The 19573-nt window shown below is 48.0% G+C and carries 14 protein-coding genes; 3 read left to right on the forward strand and 11 right to left on the reverse strand.

Features of this window, described 5'->3' with window-relative positions; translation table 11 throughout:
* Positions 1-4: 4 nt before the first annotated feature.
* From PVA01S_RS19450 to PVA01S_RS19465, 4 genes are all read right to left on the reverse strand, one after another.
* The gene (locus PVA01S_RS19450; RefSeq protein WP_127608980.1) at positions 5-790 is read right to left on the reverse strand and encodes a formate channel; all 786 of its coding nucleotides are present in this window, start codon (positions 788-790) and stop codon (positions 5-7) included.
* Between the two features lie 248 nt (positions 791-1038).
* Entirely contained in the window at positions 1039-2055 is a 1017-nt protein-coding gene (gene moaA / locus PVA01S_RS19455; RefSeq protein WP_127608958.1) for a GTP 3',8-cyclase MoaA, read from the reverse strand.
* A gap of 23 nt (positions 2056-2078) precedes the next feature.
* Positions 2079-2873 carry a formate dehydrogenase accessory sulfurtransferase FdhD gene (fdhD, locus tag PVA01S_RS19460; RefSeq protein WP_127608959.1) on the reverse strand — a complete coding sequence of 265 codons (795 nt, stop codon included), beginning with the start codon at positions 2871-2873 and terminating at the stop codon, positions 2079-2081.
* A 5-nt stretch (positions 2874-2878) separates the two neighbouring features.
* Complete coding sequence (locus PVA01S_RS19465) at positions 2879-3235, reverse strand: Na-translocating system protein MpsC family protein (RefSeq protein ID WP_127608960.1); 357 nt, start codon at positions 3233-3235, stop codon at positions 2879-2881.
* A gap of 360 nt (positions 3236-3595) precedes the next feature.
* Here PVA01S_RS19465 and fdhF point away from each other — a divergent pair, with 360 nt between their 5' ends.
* From fdhF to PVA01S_RS19480, 3 genes are all read left to right on the forward strand, one after another.
* Positions 3596-6535 carry a formate dehydrogenase subunit alpha gene (gene fdhF, locus PVA01S_RS19470; protein WP_127608961.1) on the forward strand — a complete coding sequence of 980 codons (2940 nt, stop codon included), beginning with the start codon at positions 3596-3598 and terminating at the stop codon, positions 6533-6535.
* Positions 6536-6550: 15 nt separating this feature from the next.
* Positions 6551-7033, forward strand: coding sequence for a helical membrane plugin domain-containing protein (locus tag PVA01S_RS19475; protein WP_127608962.1), 483 nt, complete (start codon positions 6551-6553; stop codon positions 7031-7033).
* 113 nt (positions 7034-7146) lie between these two features.
* Positions 7147-8226 (forward strand): P-loop NTPase, encoded by a 1080-nt coding sequence (locus PVA01S_RS19480; protein WP_127608963.1) that lies wholly within the window; start codon positions 7147-7149, stop codon positions 8224-8226.
* 166 nt (positions 8227-8392) lie between these two features.
* On the opposite strand, the gene PVA01S_RS19485 is transcribed toward PVA01S_RS19480, so the two are convergent.
* From PVA01S_RS19485 to PVA01S_RS19515, 7 genes are all read right to left on the reverse strand, one after another.
* On the reverse strand, positions 8393-9370 hold the full coding sequence (locus PVA01S_RS19485) for a uroporphyrinogen decarboxylase family protein (protein ID WP_127608964.1): 978 nt from the start codon (positions 9368-9370) through the stop codon (positions 8393-8395).
* Between the two features lie 23 nt (positions 9371-9393).
* Positions 9394-11448, reverse strand: a complete 2055-nt coding sequence (locus PVA01S_RS19490) for a hydantoinase B/oxoprolinase family protein (RefSeq protein WP_127608965.1) — start codon at positions 11446-11448, stop codon at positions 9394-9396.
* A gap of 32 nt (positions 11449-11480) precedes the next feature.
* The gene (locus PVA01S_RS19495) at positions 11481-13682 is read right to left on the reverse strand and encodes a hydantoinase/oxoprolinase family protein (protein ID WP_164751907.1); all 2202 of its coding nucleotides are present in this window, start codon (positions 13680-13682) and stop codon (positions 11481-11483) included.
* 4 nt (positions 13683-13686) lie between these two features.
* Positions 13687-14025: an acetone carboxylase subunit gamma gene (locus tag PVA01S_RS19500; protein ID WP_196426827.1), complete on the reverse strand. Its 339-nt coding sequence runs from the start codon at positions 14023-14025 to the stop codon at positions 13687-13689.
* Positions 14026-14030: 5 nt separating this feature from the next.
* Positions 14031-16076: a hydantoinase/oxoprolinase family protein gene (locus PVA01S_RS19505; RefSeq protein ID WP_127608966.1), complete on the reverse strand. Its 2046-nt coding sequence runs from the start codon at positions 16074-16076 to the stop codon at positions 14031-14033.
* A 17-nt stretch (positions 16077-16093) separates the two neighbouring features.
* Positions 16094-17425 carry a phenylacetate--CoA ligase family protein gene (locus tag PVA01S_RS19510; RefSeq protein ID WP_054797056.1) on the reverse strand — a complete coding sequence of 444 codons (1332 nt, stop codon included), beginning with the start codon at positions 17423-17425 and terminating at the stop codon, positions 16094-16096.
* A 226-nt stretch (positions 17426-17651) separates the two neighbouring features.
* Entirely contained in the window at positions 17652-19568 is a 1917-nt protein-coding gene (locus tag PVA01S_RS19515) for a XylR N-terminal domain-containing protein (RefSeq protein WP_164751908.1), read from the reverse strand.
* Positions 19569-19573 lie beyond the last annotated feature (5 nt).

Consider the following 19573-nt stretch of genomic DNA (forward strand, 5'->3'; position numbering starts at 1 on the left):
CTCCTTATATCCCTTTTTCCTTTAAACTTTTTTGGAAAGAAAAGAAATAAGCAAACCCGACAAATACAGCACCGCCAATTGCATTTCCTATAAAAGCAGGAACAATATTCCCTGCAAAATCTGCCCATGAAAAATGCCCCGCAAAAATCGCTGCCGGAATCACAAACATATTTGCGACAACGTGCTGAAAGCCAATGGCGACAAAGGCCATGATCGGAAACCACATCCCGACAATTTTCCCAATGATATCGTCCGCCCCATAAGCGATCCAAATCGCAAGGCAAACAAGCCAGTTGCAACCAATTGCAGAAATTAACGTTTGTCCAAAAGAGTCCTGTAATTTCGCCTGGGCTATGGCCACGGTTTTACCCAAATAGGGCCCGGACTCGGTCAATCCGACCACGTGTCCGAAACAATAAGCAACAAAAAGAGCACCGGCAAAGTTAGCCAATGTTACCCAAAACCAATTATTCAGTAACTGTTTCAAAGAAATTTTCCGCGCGTAAAGTGCAATTGACACGGATAACATATTTCCTGTAATGAGTTCTCCGCCTGCCAGAATAACTAATATGAGTCCCAAAGGAAAAACGATGCCTCCCAGCAAATTGGACAGGCTCCCCCAATGTTGCGGCAAATTGCCGATTACCCGAATATCAAGCAAAAAACCTAATGAAATGAATGCTCCTCCCAAAAAACCAAGCATAAGCATCGTAGGCAGAGACAGCCTCGTCTTTTGGACTCCTGCCTCAATCGCCATGCCGGCGATTTTTCCGGGTACATGAAATGACATAGCCAAACCAATCCTCCATTTTTAAATAAAAAAGCAGCACCAAGAATCCCTACACAAGGTGCGGGTTCTCGAATGCTGCTTAATTTCCTTGCACACGTTCTCCTACAAGGCTATCAATCATCACTGTCGTTAGAATAGAAAATATACAGAACTTGCATACCTTCCATTCCTCATATACAAACGTATATGCAGGCGTTGTTCATCATAACAAAAAATGAAGATAACGGCAATCCTCTTTGGACATTTTCCTATCCCCCGATATGCGACATTTCCACTTTAGGAGATACCTTAGGATGGGTATAACTTAATCGTTCGTCTGAGTAGCGATCGGAACGATGATTCCAAACTGCCGAGATGGCGGCGGCAATCGTTTGATCATTTTGCCCGGAATGGAGCAGTTCTCTGAGATCATAGCCTTTGGAAGCAAATAAGCAAGTATAGAGTTTTCCTTCTGCCGAGAGGCGGGCCCTTGTGCAGGATGAACAAAAGGAATCTGTCACGGACGAAATAATTCCCATTTCCTGATCACGATCTGTATAACGATACCGGGCCGCCACTTCTCCGTTATAATTAGCAGGAATTCGTTCAATGGGCATCCGCTCGTTAATCGACTCGATAATCTCTTGTTTGGACACCACTTCATCTAATTTCCAATCATTGGAATTCCCGACATCCATGTATTCAATGAAGCGCAGGGTATATCTCTTCTCTTTGAAGTATTGTGCCATCGGGATGATGTCCTGGTCATTTTTTCCTTTTTGGACCACCATGTTTACTTTAACTTTCATTCCCGCTTCTGACGCGGCCTGCATGCCTTCAAGAACCGTTTTCACCCTGCTTCGATTTCCGTTCATATAAGCAAAACGCTCTTCATCCAGCGAATCCAGACTTACCGTCACACGGGATAAGCCGGAATTGTATAGATCACCTGCAAATTTCTTAAGTAATGAACCGTTAGTGGTTAAGGCAATGTCCTCTACCCCATCGATTAGCTTCAGTCGCTTGATAAGTGCGGGGAGATCTTTGCGCAGCAAAGGCTCTCCTCCGGTAATACGCAATTTTTTTACGCCTAAAGAGACGAAAATCCGTGATAATCTTTCAATTTCATCAAACGATAAAATGTTATCATCAGACAAAAAAGCATAGTCCGGACCGAATATTTCCTCCGGCATGCAATACCGGCAGCGAAAATTGCAGCGATCGGTAACCGATATCCGCAAATCCCTTAAGGGGCGCTGCAGTTTATCCAACACAACATCTTCCATGTGGATGGCCTCACTTCTGTATATCAAATAGTTAGAATCCGATTCGGACACGTATACACATTTAGCGAATGATTACGGATAAAGCCTATTGTGGTAATTCCCAACTGTTCAGCCAGCTGTAATGCCAATTCTGTCGGAGCTGACTTTGACAATATCACTTCGCAGCCTATTTTTGCAACTTTCAATAAAATTTCGGAGGAGATACGACCGCTAAAAACGATGATTTTGTCACCGATGGAAATGTCATTCTTCAAACAATAACCATAAATTTTGTCCAAAGCATTATGTCTTCCTATGTCCATCCGGCTTAAAACAATTCCGTTCGCATCACATAAAGCCGCATTGTGGACCCCGCCAGTATGATGAAAAGTATCCGCAGATTGCTGCAGATCATTCATTAACCGAAAACAATCGTCGATGGAAATTTTTACACGAATATCCTCCATCTTCTTGGCGGTCAACGCATCGTTTACAAAAACAAATCCTTGTCTGCTCATCCCGCAGCAGGAGGTAATATATCGTTTGCTTTGAAAATCACGGTAATACGAATTGACTTTGGTTGTTGTCACGTGGACAAAGCCTTCTCTTTCTTGTATCCATATTTTGTCAATATCCTCGTATTTCCTGATAATCCCTTCAGACGCCAAAAAACCGATGACCATATCTTCTATAAATTCTGGCGTACAAACCATCGTAACAAATTCCTGTCCGTTAATTTTCACCGTAACCGGATATTCCGTTACAATGCTGTCCTCAACTTTCTCGGCATGACCATTAACAAAACGAAGGACTTCCCTTTTCACCTCGATGGGTTTCATGCTCTTTACCCCCTCTCCACTTCGATGTTTTTATCAAAGACAAAAACGGAAACGGCAATATCTTCTTCTACCTTCATATCCGAAAACAGGTGAACCAATTTGGCGCCCACGATATCCTCCAAGCCTTGTGGAAGATTATTCGAATACACTTGTTGAATCATTTTAGTTCTGGCGATATGGACCATATCCGTACCGTCCGGTGTTCCTGCAATAAACTTCTCTGTAGGCGTCAAATTTCCGTACAGCGTGGAAACGGCCATGTTCTCGACAAATACGGTATGAATACGCTCCGGCCCCTTGCCAAACAAATCTTTGCGAAGCTTTCGAATAATATCATTAAATTCATGAACCATTTTTGACATGACACCATTCTCCTTGTTCAACGATTGATATAAAATTTTACTGTTGGCTTTTTATTAATTTTCTTATCATAAATCAACACTTGAGAAAAAAAAAGAGCGGCGTCCGAAACTGCGTATTCCAAAAAATAGTTTTTTGTATTGTTAATACGCTAACTAAGCGCTATAATAGTAACCGATAAAGATGGAGTCATGATATTTACCCTGTTATGATTCTATTATTTCATTCGCTTATAATGGATTGGTGTGTTAGCAAGATCTGCTAATGAACTATTCCACCATGATCGTACATGGCCTCCTGTTACCTCAGGCGTGTTTGATTATGGTGGTTTTTTTATTTGTCTAAAAGGAGGAAGTAGAACCATGAACGATAGCATGGTTAGAATTACAATTGACGGCAAAGGGTATCAAGCCGCTCCCGGTTCAACCATTCTGGAAATCATTAATCAAAATGGGATCGAGCATCCGCAAATCTGTTATGTTCCAGAGGTAGATCCCATTCAAACTTGCGATACCTGTATCGTAGAAGTCGACGGAAAGCTTGTACGTTCTTGCTCCATGGTTGCTATGAACGGTATGAACATTGAATTGTCATCGAAAGGCGCCAAAGAGGCTCAAACTGAAGCGATGGATCGCTTATTAGAAAATCATCTGCTCTACTGTACGGTATGTGACAATAACAACGGAAACTGTAAGTTACATAACACGGCTGAGCTGATGGAGATTGAACACCAAAAATACCCCTATACCCCAAAAGCAGACGTATCTGAAGTCGATATGTCCCACCCGTTCTACCGTTATGACCCTAACCAGTGTATCGCCTGCGGTCAATGCGTTGAGGTTTGTCAGAACCTTCAAGTCAATGAAACTCTGTCCATAGACTGGGAAGCGGAGCGTCCCCGCGTGATATGGGATGATGGAGCGGCAATTAACGATTCTTCCTGCGTTAGCTGCGGGCAATGTGTCACTATTTGTCCATGTAACGCGTTGATGGAGAAATCGATGCTGGGCGAGGCCGGATTTATGACTGGATTGAAAGAGGACGTTCTCGAACCGATGATCGATCTGGTCAAAGAAGTTGAGCCGGGCTATAGTGGTATTTTTGCCATTTCGGAAGTAGAAGCGGCGATGCGCGATACGCGTACGAGAAAAACCAAAACCGTATGTACCTTCTGCGGCGTAGGCTGTTCATTCGAAGTTTGGACGAAGGGTCGCAAGATTCTTAAAGTTCAACCTACTTCCGATGCACCGGTCAACGCCATTTCAACTTGCGTAAAAGGGAAGTTCGGCTGGGACTTCGTTAACGCTGAAGAACGTCTCACTAAGCCGTTAATTCGTAAAAACGGCGTATTCGTCGAGTCCACCTGGGATGAAGCGCTTGATTTAGTCGCAAGCAAATTAGGTGCGATTAAACAACAATACGGAAATCGTTCCATTGGCTTTATCTCTTCTTCCAAGATTACAAATGAAGAAAATTATGTGATTCAAAAGTTAGCACGTCAAGTTTTCGAAACGAACGACGTCGATAACTGCTCACGTTATTGCCAATCTCCTGCAACAGACGGTTTATTCCGCACGGTAGGTATGGGCGGCGATGCAGGTACGATTAAAGATATTGCGCAAGCAGGTCTGGTTATCATCGTTGGCGCAAATCCGGCAGAAGGTCACCCGGTATTAGCCACTCGTGTCAAGCGTGCACACAAGCTTCATGGGCAAAAACTAATTGTTGCGGATCTTCGCAAAAATGAAATGGCTGAGCGGTCTGATATCTTTATCAGTCCTAAGCAAGGTACAGACCAAGTATGGCTTATGGCGGTTACCAAATATATCATCGATCAAGACTGGCACGATCAAACCTTTATTGATGAGAATGTTAACTTCTTCGATGATTTCAAGGCTGTGCTTGAGAAATATACGCTCGAATACGCAGAAGAAATTACGGGAATTTCAAAAGAAACGCTTATTCAAGTAGCTGAAATGATTCGCGATGCAGACGGTACTTGCATTCTTTGGGGTATGGGCGTCACCCAAAACACGGGCGGATCCGATACTTCCGCCGCGATTTCGAACTTGCTGCTTGCGACAGGAAACTACCGTCGTCCAGGCGCCGGCGCCTACCCGCTTCGGGGCCATAACAATGTACAAGGCGCTTGTGATATGGGGACTCTTCCAGGCTGGCTCCCAGGATATCAGCACATCACCGATGATGCAGCCCGTGCCAAATTTGAACAAGCATATGGCGTGAAAATCGATGGCAAACCAGGTCTCGATAACATTCAAATGCTTCATGCGATTGAAGAAGGCAAGATGAGAGCCATGTATCTTGTCGGCGAAGATATGGCGCTTGTCGACTCCAATTCCAATCATGTGCACGATATTTTATCCAGTCTTGATTTCTTTGTCGTTCAGGATATTTTTCTTTCCAAAACAGCACAGTACGCAGACGTTGTGCTGCCTGCAACTCCATCTCTTGAGAAAGATGGGACATTTACAAACACCGAACGTCGTGTACAAAGGTTGTATCAAGCCCTTCCTCCGCTGGGAGATTCCAAGCCCGACTGGTGGATTGTGCAAGAGGTCGCAAACCGTCTGGGCCAAAACTGGAACTACAGCCACCCAAGCGAAATATTTGCAGAAATGGCAAGCTTATCTCCAATTTTCGGAGAAGCCAATTACGAAGTGCTTGAAGGCTGGAATAGTTTCTTATGGGGAAGCCTTGATGGTGTCAGCACGCCGCTTCTTTATGTCGATGGATTTAACTTTCCGGATAAGAAAGCCCGCTTTGCCCTATCTGATTGGGTGCTCCCGGCCGAATTCCCGGAAGAGTACGACCTTCACATCAATAACGGCCGTATGCTCGAGCATTTCCACGAAGGTAATATGACGAACAAATCAAAAGGCATTCAATCCAAAGTGCCTGAGATTTTCGTTGAGGTTTCTCCGGAGCTTGCGGAAGAACGCGGAATTAAAGACGGTTCGCTCGTTCGTTTGGTATCCCCATTCGGAGCGCTTAAATTACATGCTCTTGTAACGGATCGCGTGAAAGCAAATGAAATCTTCCTGCCGATGAACTCGGTAGATAAGGAATCAGCGATTAATTTCTTAACCGGTCCTGCGGTCGACCAACGCACCAATACACCTGCATATAAACAAACCAAGGTTCGTCTGGAAGTGCTGCGTGTAGACGGAGAAAACCCTCTGCCGCGCACGAACCCGCGCAACAAAAAACGTCATCCCCAAAATGGCGTCGAGGTTCAGCGCAAGTGGGATCGCCCGGGGTATGTCCACTTAACCAATAACTAGACAGGAGGAACGTATATGGCAGCACCAATTACAGCCATTCAAAAGCAAGAATGGACCGAAGAAGAGCGGCGGCAGCAAAGGCTGGAAGATTTAAAAACACTGCTTGCCGATAACGAACAAGCCATAAACAAAATATTGGATATCGTTGGTGAACTGAACGACATCGGCGTATTTGAAGCTGCAAACGCTATGCTTCAGGCCAAAGAAAAAATCGCAAAAATTGCCCTGGGACAAATAACCCGTGAACCCGTAACGAATATGATCAATAATCTTATGGGTGCGGCAGGCGCATTAACCAGCCTTGATCCGGAACTGACAAAAAAACTGGCAGGCAGTTTGTCATCAGGCTTGGATGAAGGCAGCAAGCACTTGCAAAGCAATAAAAAAATAGGCATGCTTGACCTTGTAAAAGTATTAAATGATCCGGATATTAACCGTGCAATCGGATTCGGTATTCATTTCATGAAAGGTTTAGGCAAAGGATTAAAAGAAGAATAAATTAAAAAATAATTGTTAAATCCTGCTTGAAAGGAACCTTTTCGTCTTATTTAGACAAAAGGTTTCTTTCATAAATTGGATTTGACCCCTTCTATTAGAAAAGGAATGATCGTATGCTGACAAACGAAAATGTTTTAGAAGCCCTCAGGCATGTAGAAGATCCTGAGCTTCATAAAAGCATTGTTGATTTAAATATGATAAGAAATATCAAAATCGATGGTGTCCGAATTGGACTGGAAGTTGTATTAACCATCCAGGGCTGCCCTTTGAAAGCTAAAATTGGGCAAGATATCGAAGAATCTCTCAGACGCATCGGCGCTGCAGACATTTCCTTATCATTCAGTTCGATGACGAATGAAGAGCGCGCTGCCTTAACCCAGTCGTTAAAAAAAGAATCTACATCTGAAGGAGGAATGCCCACAATGTTACGTCCGGATTCCGGTGTAACGTTTATCGCTGTAACTAGCGGAAAAGGCGGTGTAGGAAAATCAACGGTAACGATTAACCTCGCAGCCGCATTGGCGCGATTAGGCAAAAGAGTAGGCATATTAGATGCAGATATATACGGTTTTAGTATCCCGGCCATGATGCAAATCAGCCAGAAGCCAACCATGATTGACCAGACGGCTATCCCTCCCGTTAGTCACGGTATTAAAGTCATGTCAATGGGATTTTTCGCACCGGATAACAATGTAGTGATGTGGCGCGGGCCTATGCTCAACAAATGGATCCGGAATTTTCTTGGGAATACCCACTGGGGAGAATTAGATTACCTGCTTCTTGATTTACCTCCCGGTACGGGTGATGTCGCGATTGATGTAGCTGCCATGATTCCTCAAGCCAAAGAAATCATTGTGACCACTCCACATAATGTAGCTTCTTTTGTCGCTTCAAGAGCAGGTGCCATGGCGAAGTATACCAAACATGAAATTTTAGGCATCGTGGAAAATATGTCTTATTATGAAGACAAAGCTGGAACGAAGAATTACCTTTTTGGAAGAGGTGGCGGTGAAACACTTGCGTCGGAGCTGCAAACCGAGGTAATCGCCAAAATTCCTTTTGCACAGCCAGAGGAAAATACCGGTTCATCTGTTTATGATGAAGATTCTCTCATTGGGGAGGTCTTCTCACATTTAGCTGAAGAGCTTGTCAACAAAGATAATAGGCCAAAACTTGTTCGAGGGCGGTCGTAGACGTCTCTAGCAAGATAGGATAAAAAAAGAAGCGATCCTCACCGACAATGTAGCCCTATTTCATATCGTTGTCGCTGAGGACGCAGAATATGCAGCACTCTCGTGCATTCAAAAGTTAAAAACTGTGGATGGGTCTTCAACCGGGCATCTTCATTTCCTATTCACATCAGCCGTTCCAGTAGGCATCCGTCAATATTTGTTCAATCCTATCCTGCAGATCCAATAAATCGATATCTTCTTGATCCAACGGGGATTCCGTCGTTAGAAATACGCCTTTGTTTTTGAACGCGGAGCCAAAGCCGACGACCGGCAAGGAGTCCGAAGCTTCAGACCAGAAGTCTTGTTTCAGCGGAATTCCGATCGCCCCCCGTATATTTTCCCCGCCCGAATGGGGATGTAACGAACAAATGCAAGCGTCCGCCCCCAACGATGTGAAGGGAAACCGATTTCCTTCCGTCTGTTGAGGACTCCTTAATACCCCCGGCAGATTAAAATGTCTTATGACGTTAAATATCGGTTTGTATACCCCCGATAAGGCGACTAAACTTTCTTGTGAAGCGCCGCTGCTCCCTTCATTTACAATAATTCCGTCTACACCCGCCTCCGCATACTCCCTGCATAAGGCAATCACAGCTTGAACAACGGTCTCCAGGTGCGGAAGATCGGATAGATCAGCCCCTTCGTCGCTTCCCGCTTGCCGGCCGTAAAGCCCGCTCCAAACCGATAACGGACCGGAAACGGACGCGAACAGAGGAATTTGTTTGCCTTCAACCTGGGCATACCGTGTGGCCGCTTCGATAAAGACCGGGACTCTCCCCCGTCCAAGCCAGGCCTCGGAGTCAAAGGGAGGGGGCTCCTCCCTGGAAAGACGCCCCCCGATCTCCGGCTTTCCGCCGTCCCACCGCACCGGCAAACCGAAAGCTTCGGCTTCCAGCGATGTGTCGAGCGGCATCACGACCGCATCGTAATTCAATAATTGCTGCGTATTTCGCAGCGCTTGATGCAGAAGCCCCGGATCACTCCATGTTTCCTTCAAAGAATATTGATCGACCCTCGTCAAATACGAACCGATGAGCGGGATGAACGGTGGGCGAGGCACTTTGCGGCAGCGCAGCGCGTTTTTTACCAACTCTTTGACGTTCATACGACTCCTCCCCCGATGAACATTCAGATTCTCACGATCTTACGTGTAGGCTCTGCGTTAGGCCAAGCGCCATAATAGGATAGAGCATCTTCTGACGGTTTATGTTTCGACCATTCCGCTACGAAATCCTCATACCTCTTGCCCCGTCTCTTGCGCGCGTCCCTCTCATCGTTCCGCGCTTGCACAGTGGCTTCTTCGTCGACGGCCCATGTGGATGAATTATACACGAGCTTATACAAGCGCTTCGCCACCTCGTCTGAAATCATGCCTTTGCGCAAATCCGAAATGACGTCTTTCGAATCGCGATCGAGCACGTCGCCATAACCGCTGCCTCCGGAAGAGCTTCCGATAAAAATGTCCCCGCGCCCGAATACTTCGGCGAATCTTATATTTCCTTCGACCTTATAATCTCCTTGAATCGTGCGGTCTTTTACAAGCTCCATGACGTCGGACGGCAAATCTCCGTCGCCGCGCTCCGCCTTTTCGAAATAGTCCGTATTTTTCAAGGATAAACCCGGGTGGGTAGCGGGAGGATACCCTCCGAACAAGCCTAGCGAGGTCGGAACCTTATGGTTTTTGCTGTTCGATTGATACACTAGAGCGGGCACACTCTGTACAGCCACGCCGATCGTCGCGCCGGAACCGCCTCTGTACTTGCCGAACCCCATGGAGTTTTGCAGATGCTTGAAGAACAGATGCAGGTGAGGCTGTTCATTTTCCATATCCTCCACATCCGGCCCTTTGCCCCAGCATCCCCATGGGAATCCCCAGCTGTCGATTCCGTCCCGGTCTGTGCGAGCTCCTCCTCCCTCGCTATTAAAGACGTTAGCCAGGATGTCGGCAAACGACACGCCCCATTGATTCACTCCGGCCACGACAAAACTGGATCCCCTGCAGCCGTAAACGGCTGTCGCAATATCATGCTGCCCGCTGGCAAACAGCAGCTTCGCCATGGCGTGCCCGATGACGGCCATGGTTCCGCTGTTGCTGACCGGTGAATTCGCAACGGAAGCATCCCAGTTGGCATTGAGGTAGGTGCCGAGCGGCACGACAAAGTCAATGGGCGAAAAGATGCCTGAAGCCGTCGGCAAATCGGCGAACGGCACGCCGAACAAGTAAATCGCGCTGTGTGCCCTCACGATATGGGCGAAGGAGTTGAACGATCCGTCGTTTTCCGGGGAGCTTCCCGTAAAGTCAAAGGTTAGTTTGCCGCCCTCCTTCTTCAAGGTAAGGAAACAGCGAATCAAAGAATCTTGCGTGCCGATGGTGTCGAAGAAAGCGACGGACCTGTATGTTCCGTCTTCCCAGCTTTCCAGGCGCTTGTAGACGGCTTCCTCGGCCACTTCAATCATCTTCCGCATCACGCCGACTACGACATGAATCCCTTTGTCCTTAATCAGCTCTTGAATCCTCACCCGTATGCGGTCGCAGCCAACCACCCGAGCCTTCGTATCGATCACTTGCATTCTCGGCGCACGGGACACCATGTTGGCCATCATTTCTAAAATATCGTTGCGGATTTGATAATTTTCTCCGATTTTCATCGGCGGCAGCTTCATGCCTTCATCGTATCGGGTCCGGGCGGTAACCGGCATTCCTCCCGGTTCGATGGCACCCGTTTCCGGTTGATGTACGGCGGTGGCGGCCCAGGCTACCAGTTCCCCCTCATGGAAAATAGGCATGACGGCCGCCTGATCGGGATTATGCACGCCGCCATACAGCGCCTCATTGGCGTAAAAAATGTCCCCTTCGCGAATCCCGACGGTCGGATCGTCCTTGAAGTATTTCAGAATATATTTGATGGCAATCTGCGTCGTTACGGAGTGGAGAAACACCCCGCAGTAGGCTGTGACCAAGTCTCCCTTGGCCGTGTAGAGACCGACAATCAGGTCCCCCGAATGGAAGAAGCCGGAGACGCCGACCCGCGTAAGTATTTCCTTGCCCTCCAACACGATATTGTTCAGCTTTTCACTGTAGATCTCATATTCTCCGGGCTGCAGCCGTTCCATGCATTCCGTTTCGAAATCTGACCGCGGTTCAGGCTTGAACCTCTCGTTAATCTCCAAATCAAGCGGCATTGTCTGTTCCCCTCCTCATCATAATGGTTCCGTTACACGATGGAGATGCGATCTGCCGAACGAATGGCATCCGGTACAGCGGCATCGGTCTTCGTAATGAGCCCGTTAAGATACTTGTCGACGGTATAGGCAGCGCCGGGCGGCAGCACCACGGTCGTGTTGCTGGATTCAATAATCGCCGGACCGCTGACGACATTGCCGCAGCTCAATTTCTCCATCTGGTAAATATCCGTATTGCGGTATTCCTTCAGCTCCTCCCAATACGCTTCCCGTTTTCCTTTCCAGGCGGCGCTCGGGTCGGTGCCTTGAGGGACCGCTTCAGGCAGTTCATATTTCGGCTGAACTACGATAGCATGAAGCACAATGTTCTCGATTTCGACGCCGCCTTCCGGATAGACCCCTAACGGACTGTACGCATTGGAATATTCTTTGGTGAATTGATCCCATAAGGCTTGCACATCTTCCCGGCTCTCCAGCGTCAGAACTGGAGATTTCGTTCGCTTCACATTGAGCTGTCCTCCGAACTTCATATCCGCTTCCAGCTCAAATACCACCTGTTCCTCTTTGAAGCCTTCGCCGCGAATATCGCGCAGCGCTTTGTCTTTCAAGCGATATACGACTTCATTGAAGCTGTCATAATCCGCCAGAAATTCCTTGGTTCCCGGCTTCAGCAAAATAATATGTTTGGATTCCTCATAGATGTGCTTGACATCCATCAAGCTGGAAGAAAACGCGCAAAATACAGGAGATTGCTGCATGACGACAATGTTGGAAATGCCGGCGTGAAATCCGTATCCGCAGCAATGCGTCGCTCCGGCTCCGCCCATGGCAAACAGGACAAAATCTTTGGGGTCGTAGCCTTTAAGGGCCGTTTCCTTGTGAATGATATTTCCCATATTTCCATCTACGATCTTCTTAATCAACGCCGCCGCTTCAACTACGTCGATTCCTAACGGCCGGGCTATTTTATCGTGAATCGCCTTCCGCGCTTTCTCCAGGTTCAGCGTCAATTCGCCGCCGTGGTAATAATCCGGATCAATATATCCCAAGATGAGATCGGCATCCGTGACGGTAGGCTCGGTTCCCCCCTGATCGAAGGCTGCAGGTCCCGGGAAAGAGCCCGCACTCTGCGGCCCGACTTCCAGTCGGTTGCCGAGCAGCGTATTGATCCAAGCAATCGATCCTCCGCCGGCTCCTATGGATTTGGTTTCAATAATCGGCAAATCCACCCGCCATCGGTCAATCACAGGGTGAAATTGATAAAATCGGGTGCTGCCGTCCACGACAAGGCCAAGATCGAAGCTGGTTCCGCCCATATCGGAAAACACGACGTTGTCGTAGCCGTAAAGCTTGCCGATGTAGCTGCTGCCGATAACGCCGGATACGGGACCGCCATTGTAGGTGTTGACAGCGGCTGTCCGGTACACCTCTCCCATTCCGCCCGTGTTATACACCATGAGCAAGGAGCGGTCATATCCCAGGTCACGAAGCTCATCCCCGATGCCGGCCAATTCCTCCGCGATCGTTTGATGCAAATAGGCATTGAGAATCGTTACATTGGCCCTGCTGTATTCAAAACGTTTGGGCAGCACAGCATGGGAAAGGAAAACCGGCATATTCCCCAAGAAAAATTCAGGATAATCCTCTTTAATGATTTGTTTGATCCGCTGTTCATGCACCGGATTTTTAAACGACCAAAGCAAGCAAACGACAAATCCCATGACGCCTTGGTCGACAAGATACTGGAGCTTATTGCGAAAATCTTCCTCATTCAGCGGACGCACCACGTTCCCGTTCGAATCAATTCTCTCTTTGACGCCTACGACAAGCTCGCGCGGAATCAAAGGCTGTGGTTTGTCCACCTTGGCTACATTGCGGGCTTCTTGGGAGCTGATGCCATCCTGCCATTGGCTGCCTTTTCCGATAAAGGTGACGTCTTCGAACCCTTCGGAGGTTATCAATGCCAGCTTGGGTCCTTTGCGCTGAATCAGCTTGTTCATGGCCACCGTTGTCGAATAGCGAATCACTTCCGTATCCGTTAGTAATTCCTCCGTGGTCAGGCCGAGCTCCGCCGCCCCTTTTTCAATCGATTTCATAAAACAAACGGATAGATCGTAGCCTGTGGTCGGGCTTTTCGCAATAACGGACTTATCCTTGTATCGGATAAAGCAATCCGTAAAGGTACCGCCGATATCGATATCGATCGTTGCTTGTTTCTTTTGCTGAATCGACATGTTTTTATCCCTCCTTGGCCTGTACATACTTTTCCTTCAGGCGGTCGATATCCAGCTCAATGTCATGCGTGATCGGATGACCGGGAGGAAGCGCTTCCACTTCAATCATCGTTCCGCACCCGGGGCAATAAAACTCAACATAACGCATCCAATTCGGGTCCGCGGAAAACGTATACGTTTCGTCAATGACAGGCGGGTGAATATCATGAGGGTCGCGATCGTAAAGGAGGCACCCTTTTTTGTAGTTTTCTCTGGCGGAAATCAGTTCATGGCCGCAGCAGCGGCATACCCACATTTCCTTCTGCAGCTCAATGTCAAGATACTCTGTAATTTGGCGTCTCAAAACGGTTACACCTCCAAGATTCCATTCAAATGTTGATCCATCCGGTAGCCGGCGTTCGGCGGAATGAAAATCGTCGTATCGTTACTCTCGATAATGGCCGGTCCGGCAATCTCATTGCCAGGCTTCAAAAGCGATAAATCATAAATGCGCGCCTCGAATTGATCCGTTCCCATTCCGATCGATCTGAACCCTTTTTGCGCCGGCAGAGGATTGCTGTCGGACATCGCTGCCTCCGGCAAACGATAATGGGAGACGGGAGCCTGAGCACGGAGACGAATAAATTCAACGATCAATTCGGAAGCCTTCCATGTCCGGCACAACCCTTGCAAATATTCGTTTATTTCTTTGGCGTTTGCTTGCGTTTCAACAGTAGAGAACGGCAGCGGATATATACCCCGCTTCTTCCCGTCTGCTGTCGTTACCTCCACTTCGATATCGAAGCAAACCTCTTCCTGGCTAAATCCTTCGCCACGCATATCGCGGTATGCCCAATTTTTCATGATGCCCAGCTTTTCCGACAACTCGGAATGCAACGCGGGATCCGCCGAATCCTCATTCGCCCGGATTTGAAAACGGCTTCTAGTTTCGTAGACATGGTTAATGTCGGCTGTGGATAGACCGAAAGCGCTGAACACAGAACTGAAAGGGAACGTATAGATACGTTTGATTCCGCATTTTTGGGCCATGTCCGCACAAAACAAGCCGCCGCCGCCTCCGAAGGAGAAGAGTACGAAGTTTTCCGGTGTGTATCCCCTTTCTGCAGCAAGGCTCTTTAAAGCTTCCGAACCGATCGTCGTTAATTCATCGATGATGAGGCCGGCTGCTTCCCGAACGGAAATATGGAGAGGAGCGGCGATCGACCTCTGGATCGCGTCATGTGATTTTTGGGCGTGAAGCTTCTTCTTCCCTCCAAGGAAGAACTCCGGATCGATGAGTCCTAGAATGACGGCCGCATCCGTCACGGTTGGCTTGGAGCCTCCCAGATTGAAGCAAGCCGGCCCGGGTACTGCCCCTGCGCTTTCAGGACCGACCTGAACCTTGCCCTCCTTCGTTACCTTGGCGATCGATCCTCCGCCCCCGCCTACGGAAAGAACATGTATTAAAGGTGTATGAACGGGCACCTTGGCAATCGAGGAAGCGGTATCGAATGTCATCTTCCCGTTGTAGATCAAGCCGACATCTGTACTGGTACCGCCGACATCCAGGGTCAGGATGTTATCGATTCCATATTGTTGTCCTACATATTGCGTTCCCATCAATCCTGCAGCCGGGCCCGAGTTATACGTATCGATCGCTTTGGTTTTAGCCACCCTGGCCACCCCGCCGTTCGAGTGCGCAATGAGCAGCGGGTTGGTCAACCCTTGCTGCCGTATGCCTTCATCCGCTTTATACAGGTATTTGACCATGTCGCGATGAAGGTAAGCGTTTACAATCGCGGCGTTGGTTCGAATTCCGTCATCGGCCCGAAGACTGATTTCTCCTGCCAAGAGGACGGACTTCGCCCCCAAATAGTGGGTAGGAAAATCCGTTTGAATGATATCTCGCACTTTGCGCTCGTTATCTGTATTGAGGTGGGCGTTTTTCAGGCTGACTACGAAGGCGCGCGCGCCCGCATCCAGCAATTTTTTCGTGGCGCTGCGAACTTCATCCTCGTCGACCTCTACGCTAATACTCCCGTCCTCCGCCACTTTCCCGCGAATCCCAACCACTAATTCCGGTTCGACAAGGAAGTTAAGAACGGGGTTCTTCTCTTGATAAAGCGAGCGATCAAAACCTTCGGTCACAATCAAACCAAGCTTGGGCCCTGTACGCTGGATCAGCGAGTTCGTTCCGACGGTCGTGGATAAACGGATCGTCTTGGTTTGCAACAGAAAATCTCCCACATTCTCAAACCCGAACCGGCGCGCTCCTTCGGCAATGCATTGATTAAAACAAACGGTTAAATCATGCGGAGTCGTGTCTACCTTGACGGTTTCGTATTTCCCGCCTTGGGTGAAGAAACCGTCGGTAAACGTTCCCCCTGTGTCGATATCAACAGTAAATTGCGACACGTTCAACCCTCCATTCGCTATTTGAACATTTCTTTAACAAGTTTGGCCTTCATTTCAAACCGCGGTAATGTTCCCGGGGGAACGAGCTCAATATTTGCCGAGAAAAACAGTTTTGTGCGAAGCTCATTTTCGAGCTCCGACTTTAACCGATGCAGCTCCTCTTCTGTCAGCCCATTTCCATGTTCTACAAGTACAGGCAGCGGTGGATTCACTAAGGGAGGCGGCTGATGCAAAAGGATTTGAATTTCCCCGGTTGTCTTCGGCCGGAACATGCTGATCACATCACGTATCGCACTTGGGAAAACATTCACTCCTCTCACGATCAGCATGTCGTCGGTACGGCCGATGCAGCGGATGCGGAAGCTGTTCAATCCGCAGGAGCACGGCGCCGTTTCCACGCGAACGAGGTCCCTGGTGCGAAATCTCAATAAGGGTACGCATTGACGGTCAATTGCCGTATAAACCAGTTCTCCTTCGCAATCTTGGGACAGCTCGATGGGTTGACCGCTTTCCGGATCAATGATTTCACAAATTACGTAGTCGGGAGCGACGAAATGCATCCCGTTCTGCTCCGAACATTCGCCGAACAGAACCGGAGCCATATCTGCGTTGCCCATCGCCTCGACTACCCTGCATCCCCAATCCTCCTCAATTCTCCTGCGAATTTCGGGCATTCCGCCCCCCGGTTCTCCGCCGGTTGAGATGAGCTTCAGTCCCAATTCCTTCGGCTCCATTCCCCATTTGTTCCTGACATGCTCCGCCAAGTAAAAGGAATAGGACGGGGTACAAAGCATCACATCCGCTTTCAAATCGATGATGGAGCTGATCACCCGGTCAGAAGCCCCCGTTCCGATGGGAATGAATGTCGCACCAAGCCGTTCGATGCCTTCTTTGGCCGAAGAACCGACGAAAAAGGTTAATCCCATGGCAAAGACGACCCGGCTTTCACGCCTCATCCCGCCCGTGTACATGACCCGGGAGACGATTTCATTCCACACTTCACGATCGCTATCCGTGATTCCCACATACGTCGGGCGGCCGGTCGTCCCGGAAGAAGCGTGGATCCGGATGATGTCTTCCATCGGAACGGCTCCATGAAGTCCCAATGGAGGAGCCGCAAGCTGGCTTTCCCGCAGTTCATCTTTGGTTGTAAAAGGAATCTTGGCTAAATCCCGCAGTCCCTGAATATGCTCCGGGCTAATTCCGGCCTGATCCAATTTGCGCCGGTAAAACTCGGATCGGTCATACACATAACGGATTTGGTTGCGCAGTTTTTCCGCTTGAAGCTGCGGCAGCTGTGAATTGAAAACCTTCTCCTGAAGCGAAGGGTTAAACGGGCTGGTTGGCATAAAAACTCACCTCCAATAATTTGTTGATCTTCACAGCTCCATACTATTTTAAATATTCGGAATATTCAATGTGCATTTAGGTTAAGTTCTTAATCCTTTTTGCACTTCATCGGTTAATCGATTCGTACAAAAAAAGCATTGGCACTTTATACGAAGCGTCTAAATCCCGTTAACAAAAATACCTCTATGTCTGCACTGTCGCAGCATAGAGGTCATCTTCATTTCGCTACAATTCAAATACTCCGTAAAACATAAGGATTTGCAGCGCCAAATGCGTATCGAAAAAATCCTTTGCTCTTGTCAGGTCGATCCCGCTGATCTCCTGAATGCGTTTTAGACGATATCGGATTGCGCCGATCGAAATCATCATTTCGCGCGACGTCTGATGAATATTTCCTTGGTTTTCCAAAAATAGGTACAGCGTTTTTAAAAGCTCGGCATCTTTTTCCTTATCGTAGGCCAATAAATCCTTAAGCAATCTCATGGCAAAGCTCTCCAGCTCTTGCGCATTTTTGGCGTGGAGAATAATTCCGAGCGATCCGAGCTCATCAAAGGTAATGACATTCGACTTCACTACTCTCGAATGCGCTATTCCAATGGATTTGTTGGCTTCCTCATATCCGTTCCGAAACGAGCCTATCCCTTTGCAAAGAGAGCTGACACCGAGCGTAATCCTGAAATCCGCATAGTTGGCATTGACGATATTCACCAACAATTCGCCGAATGATTTCGGATCAAGCTTCATCTGAGTCAACAGCACTTCGGGTATGACGGAAATGATTTTATCGAGCCTGGTAGAAACGAGACCATTTCTCCCGTACGATTTCAATTGACTATGTATGGTTTCCGCGATCCTTTTTTTGAATTCCATGAAATGGGTGTCCCGCTGTTGAACGTGGCTTTCATAACGGTGCTGCAGGCTGAAGACAAATACATAATGGGGCTTGTCCAGATCGTATCCCATCAATTTCATTCGGTAGGATAAGTTTTCCACATTCGGATTTTCGATGAGAAGCTCGTTCAGAAACTCCCCTTTCATGCGCTGTTCCGCCTCAATGACCGTCCGTTCATTCAGAAATTGAACCGCACATATCGTAGAGGCGCGCTGCAGCGAAATGGTTTCGATTTCATCAAACGGGTCGAGCGGTTTGACCAATGAAAGATACCCGCATACTTCATTCTTCAGTAGAACGGGAGAGATTAAGCGTTCATGCTGCCAACCGAACTGTCCGGGAACGGAAAGATGAACCGTTCTTTTTTCATCCATTAACCGCTGGATCCGTTGTGCCTGCTTCCCGCCCGAAGTTTGAATAAACGTTAAGATATCATGAGGCGTATACTCGCCGAATGATTCAAGCAGGTTGAAATTTTTATCCTCCAGGACAACCGTTGTACGAAGATTCTGAGCCAAAATTTTGACGATCGTGGACAAACCTCCGCCTTGAATCAGTATTTTTGACAATTTTTCATTGATGCTTAAGGCGTTGCTCAACACTTCCTTCTGTTTTTCTATCCGGCGGTAAGCTCTATCTAGCTCTATCGCTAGATTCTCCTCTTTGTAGAAAGGTAATTCCGGATTGATTTCCGCATCCCATTCTTCGACAGGTTTCCCCACATATCGGCAATGCCGGTCGCCTTTGCCTATGCATTCGATTTCTTTAAAAATGACTTTCCTTCCTAAAAATTCGCTGCCGTATCCGCCGGCATAACCGATCAGGGTCGAGCAAACCGGCTCATGATGATAGCCGAAATACTCCAAATGCTGCTCCGCCTCGTAAGAATGGTGCCAATACCCTTCACTGTAAAATTCCCCGGTTTCGCGGTTTCCCCGAATCTCGATCGGAACGGCCAGTACGTTTCCTGTAACTCCGTGAATTTTCGGGCCCGCCAGAAGCCATTCCGTTTCCTCCTCCCATGCAAATACATCCTTGACGTACCTCGCATCGTTGGTTCCGCAATGCCACCCGTACCGGAGCAAAAAACCTTTCGCCCGATCCATGCCCAGAGCGGAAATCAGATCTTTACGCAAGGTACCTAAGGCATCGACCCCGACAAAAATGGTTCGCCGATCTTTAAAAAAAATTTTCCCCTCATTCGACTGAAATGATAGCAATTCGGCGGCAGATAAGTCGGTAGCCCTCATTGTTC

This window comes from Paenibacillus validus NBRC 15382, assembly GCF_004000985.1.
Lineage (GTDB): Bacteria > Bacillota > Bacilli > Paenibacillales > NBRC-103111 > Paenibacillus_G > Paenibacillus_G validus.

Coding starts and splice junctions, on each gene's coding strand:
- PVA01S_RS19450 (WP_127608980.1), bottom strand. CDS start 790: ATGTCATTTCATGTACCCGGAAAAATCGCCGGCATGGCGATTGAGGCA.
- moaA (WP_127608958.1), bottom strand. CDS start 2,055: ATGGAAGATGTTGTGTTGGATAAACTGCAGCGCCCCTTAAGGGATTTG.
- fdhD (WP_127608959.1), bottom strand. CDS start 2,873: ATGAAACCCATCGAGGTGAAAAGGGAAGTCCTTCGTTTTGTTAATGGT.
- PVA01S_RS19465 (WP_127608960.1), bottom strand. CDS start 3,235: ATGTCAAAAATGGTTCATGAATTTAATGATATTATTCGAAAGCTTCGC.
- fdhF (WP_127608961.1), top strand. CDS start 3,596: ATGAACGATAGCATGGTTAGAATTACAATTGACGGCAAAGGGTATCAA.
- PVA01S_RS19475 (WP_127608962.1), top strand. CDS start 6,551: ATGGCAGCACCAATTACAGCCATTCAAAAGCAAGAATGGACCGAAGAA.
- PVA01S_RS19480 (WP_127608963.1), top strand. CDS start 7,147: ATGCTGACAAACGAAAATGTTTTAGAAGCCCTCAGGCATGTAGAAGAT.
- PVA01S_RS19485 (WP_127608964.1), bottom strand. CDS start 9,370: ATGAACGTCAAAGAGTTGGTAAAAAACGCGCTGCGCTGCCGCAAAGTG.
- PVA01S_RS19490 (WP_127608965.1), bottom strand. CDS start 11,448: ATGCCGCTTGATTTGGAGATTAACGAGAGGTTCAAGCCTGAACCGCGG.
- PVA01S_RS19495 (WP_164751907.1), bottom strand. CDS start 13,682: ATGTCGATTCAGCAAAAGAAACAAGCAACGATCGATATCGATATCGGC.
- PVA01S_RS19510 (WP_054797056.1), bottom strand. CDS start 17,425: ATGCCAACCAGCCCGTTTAACCCTTCGCTTCAGGAGAAGGTTTTCAAT.
- PVA01S_RS19515 (WP_164751908.1), bottom strand. CDS start 19,568: ATGAGGGCTACCGACTTATCTGCCGCCGAATTGCTATCATTTCAGTCG.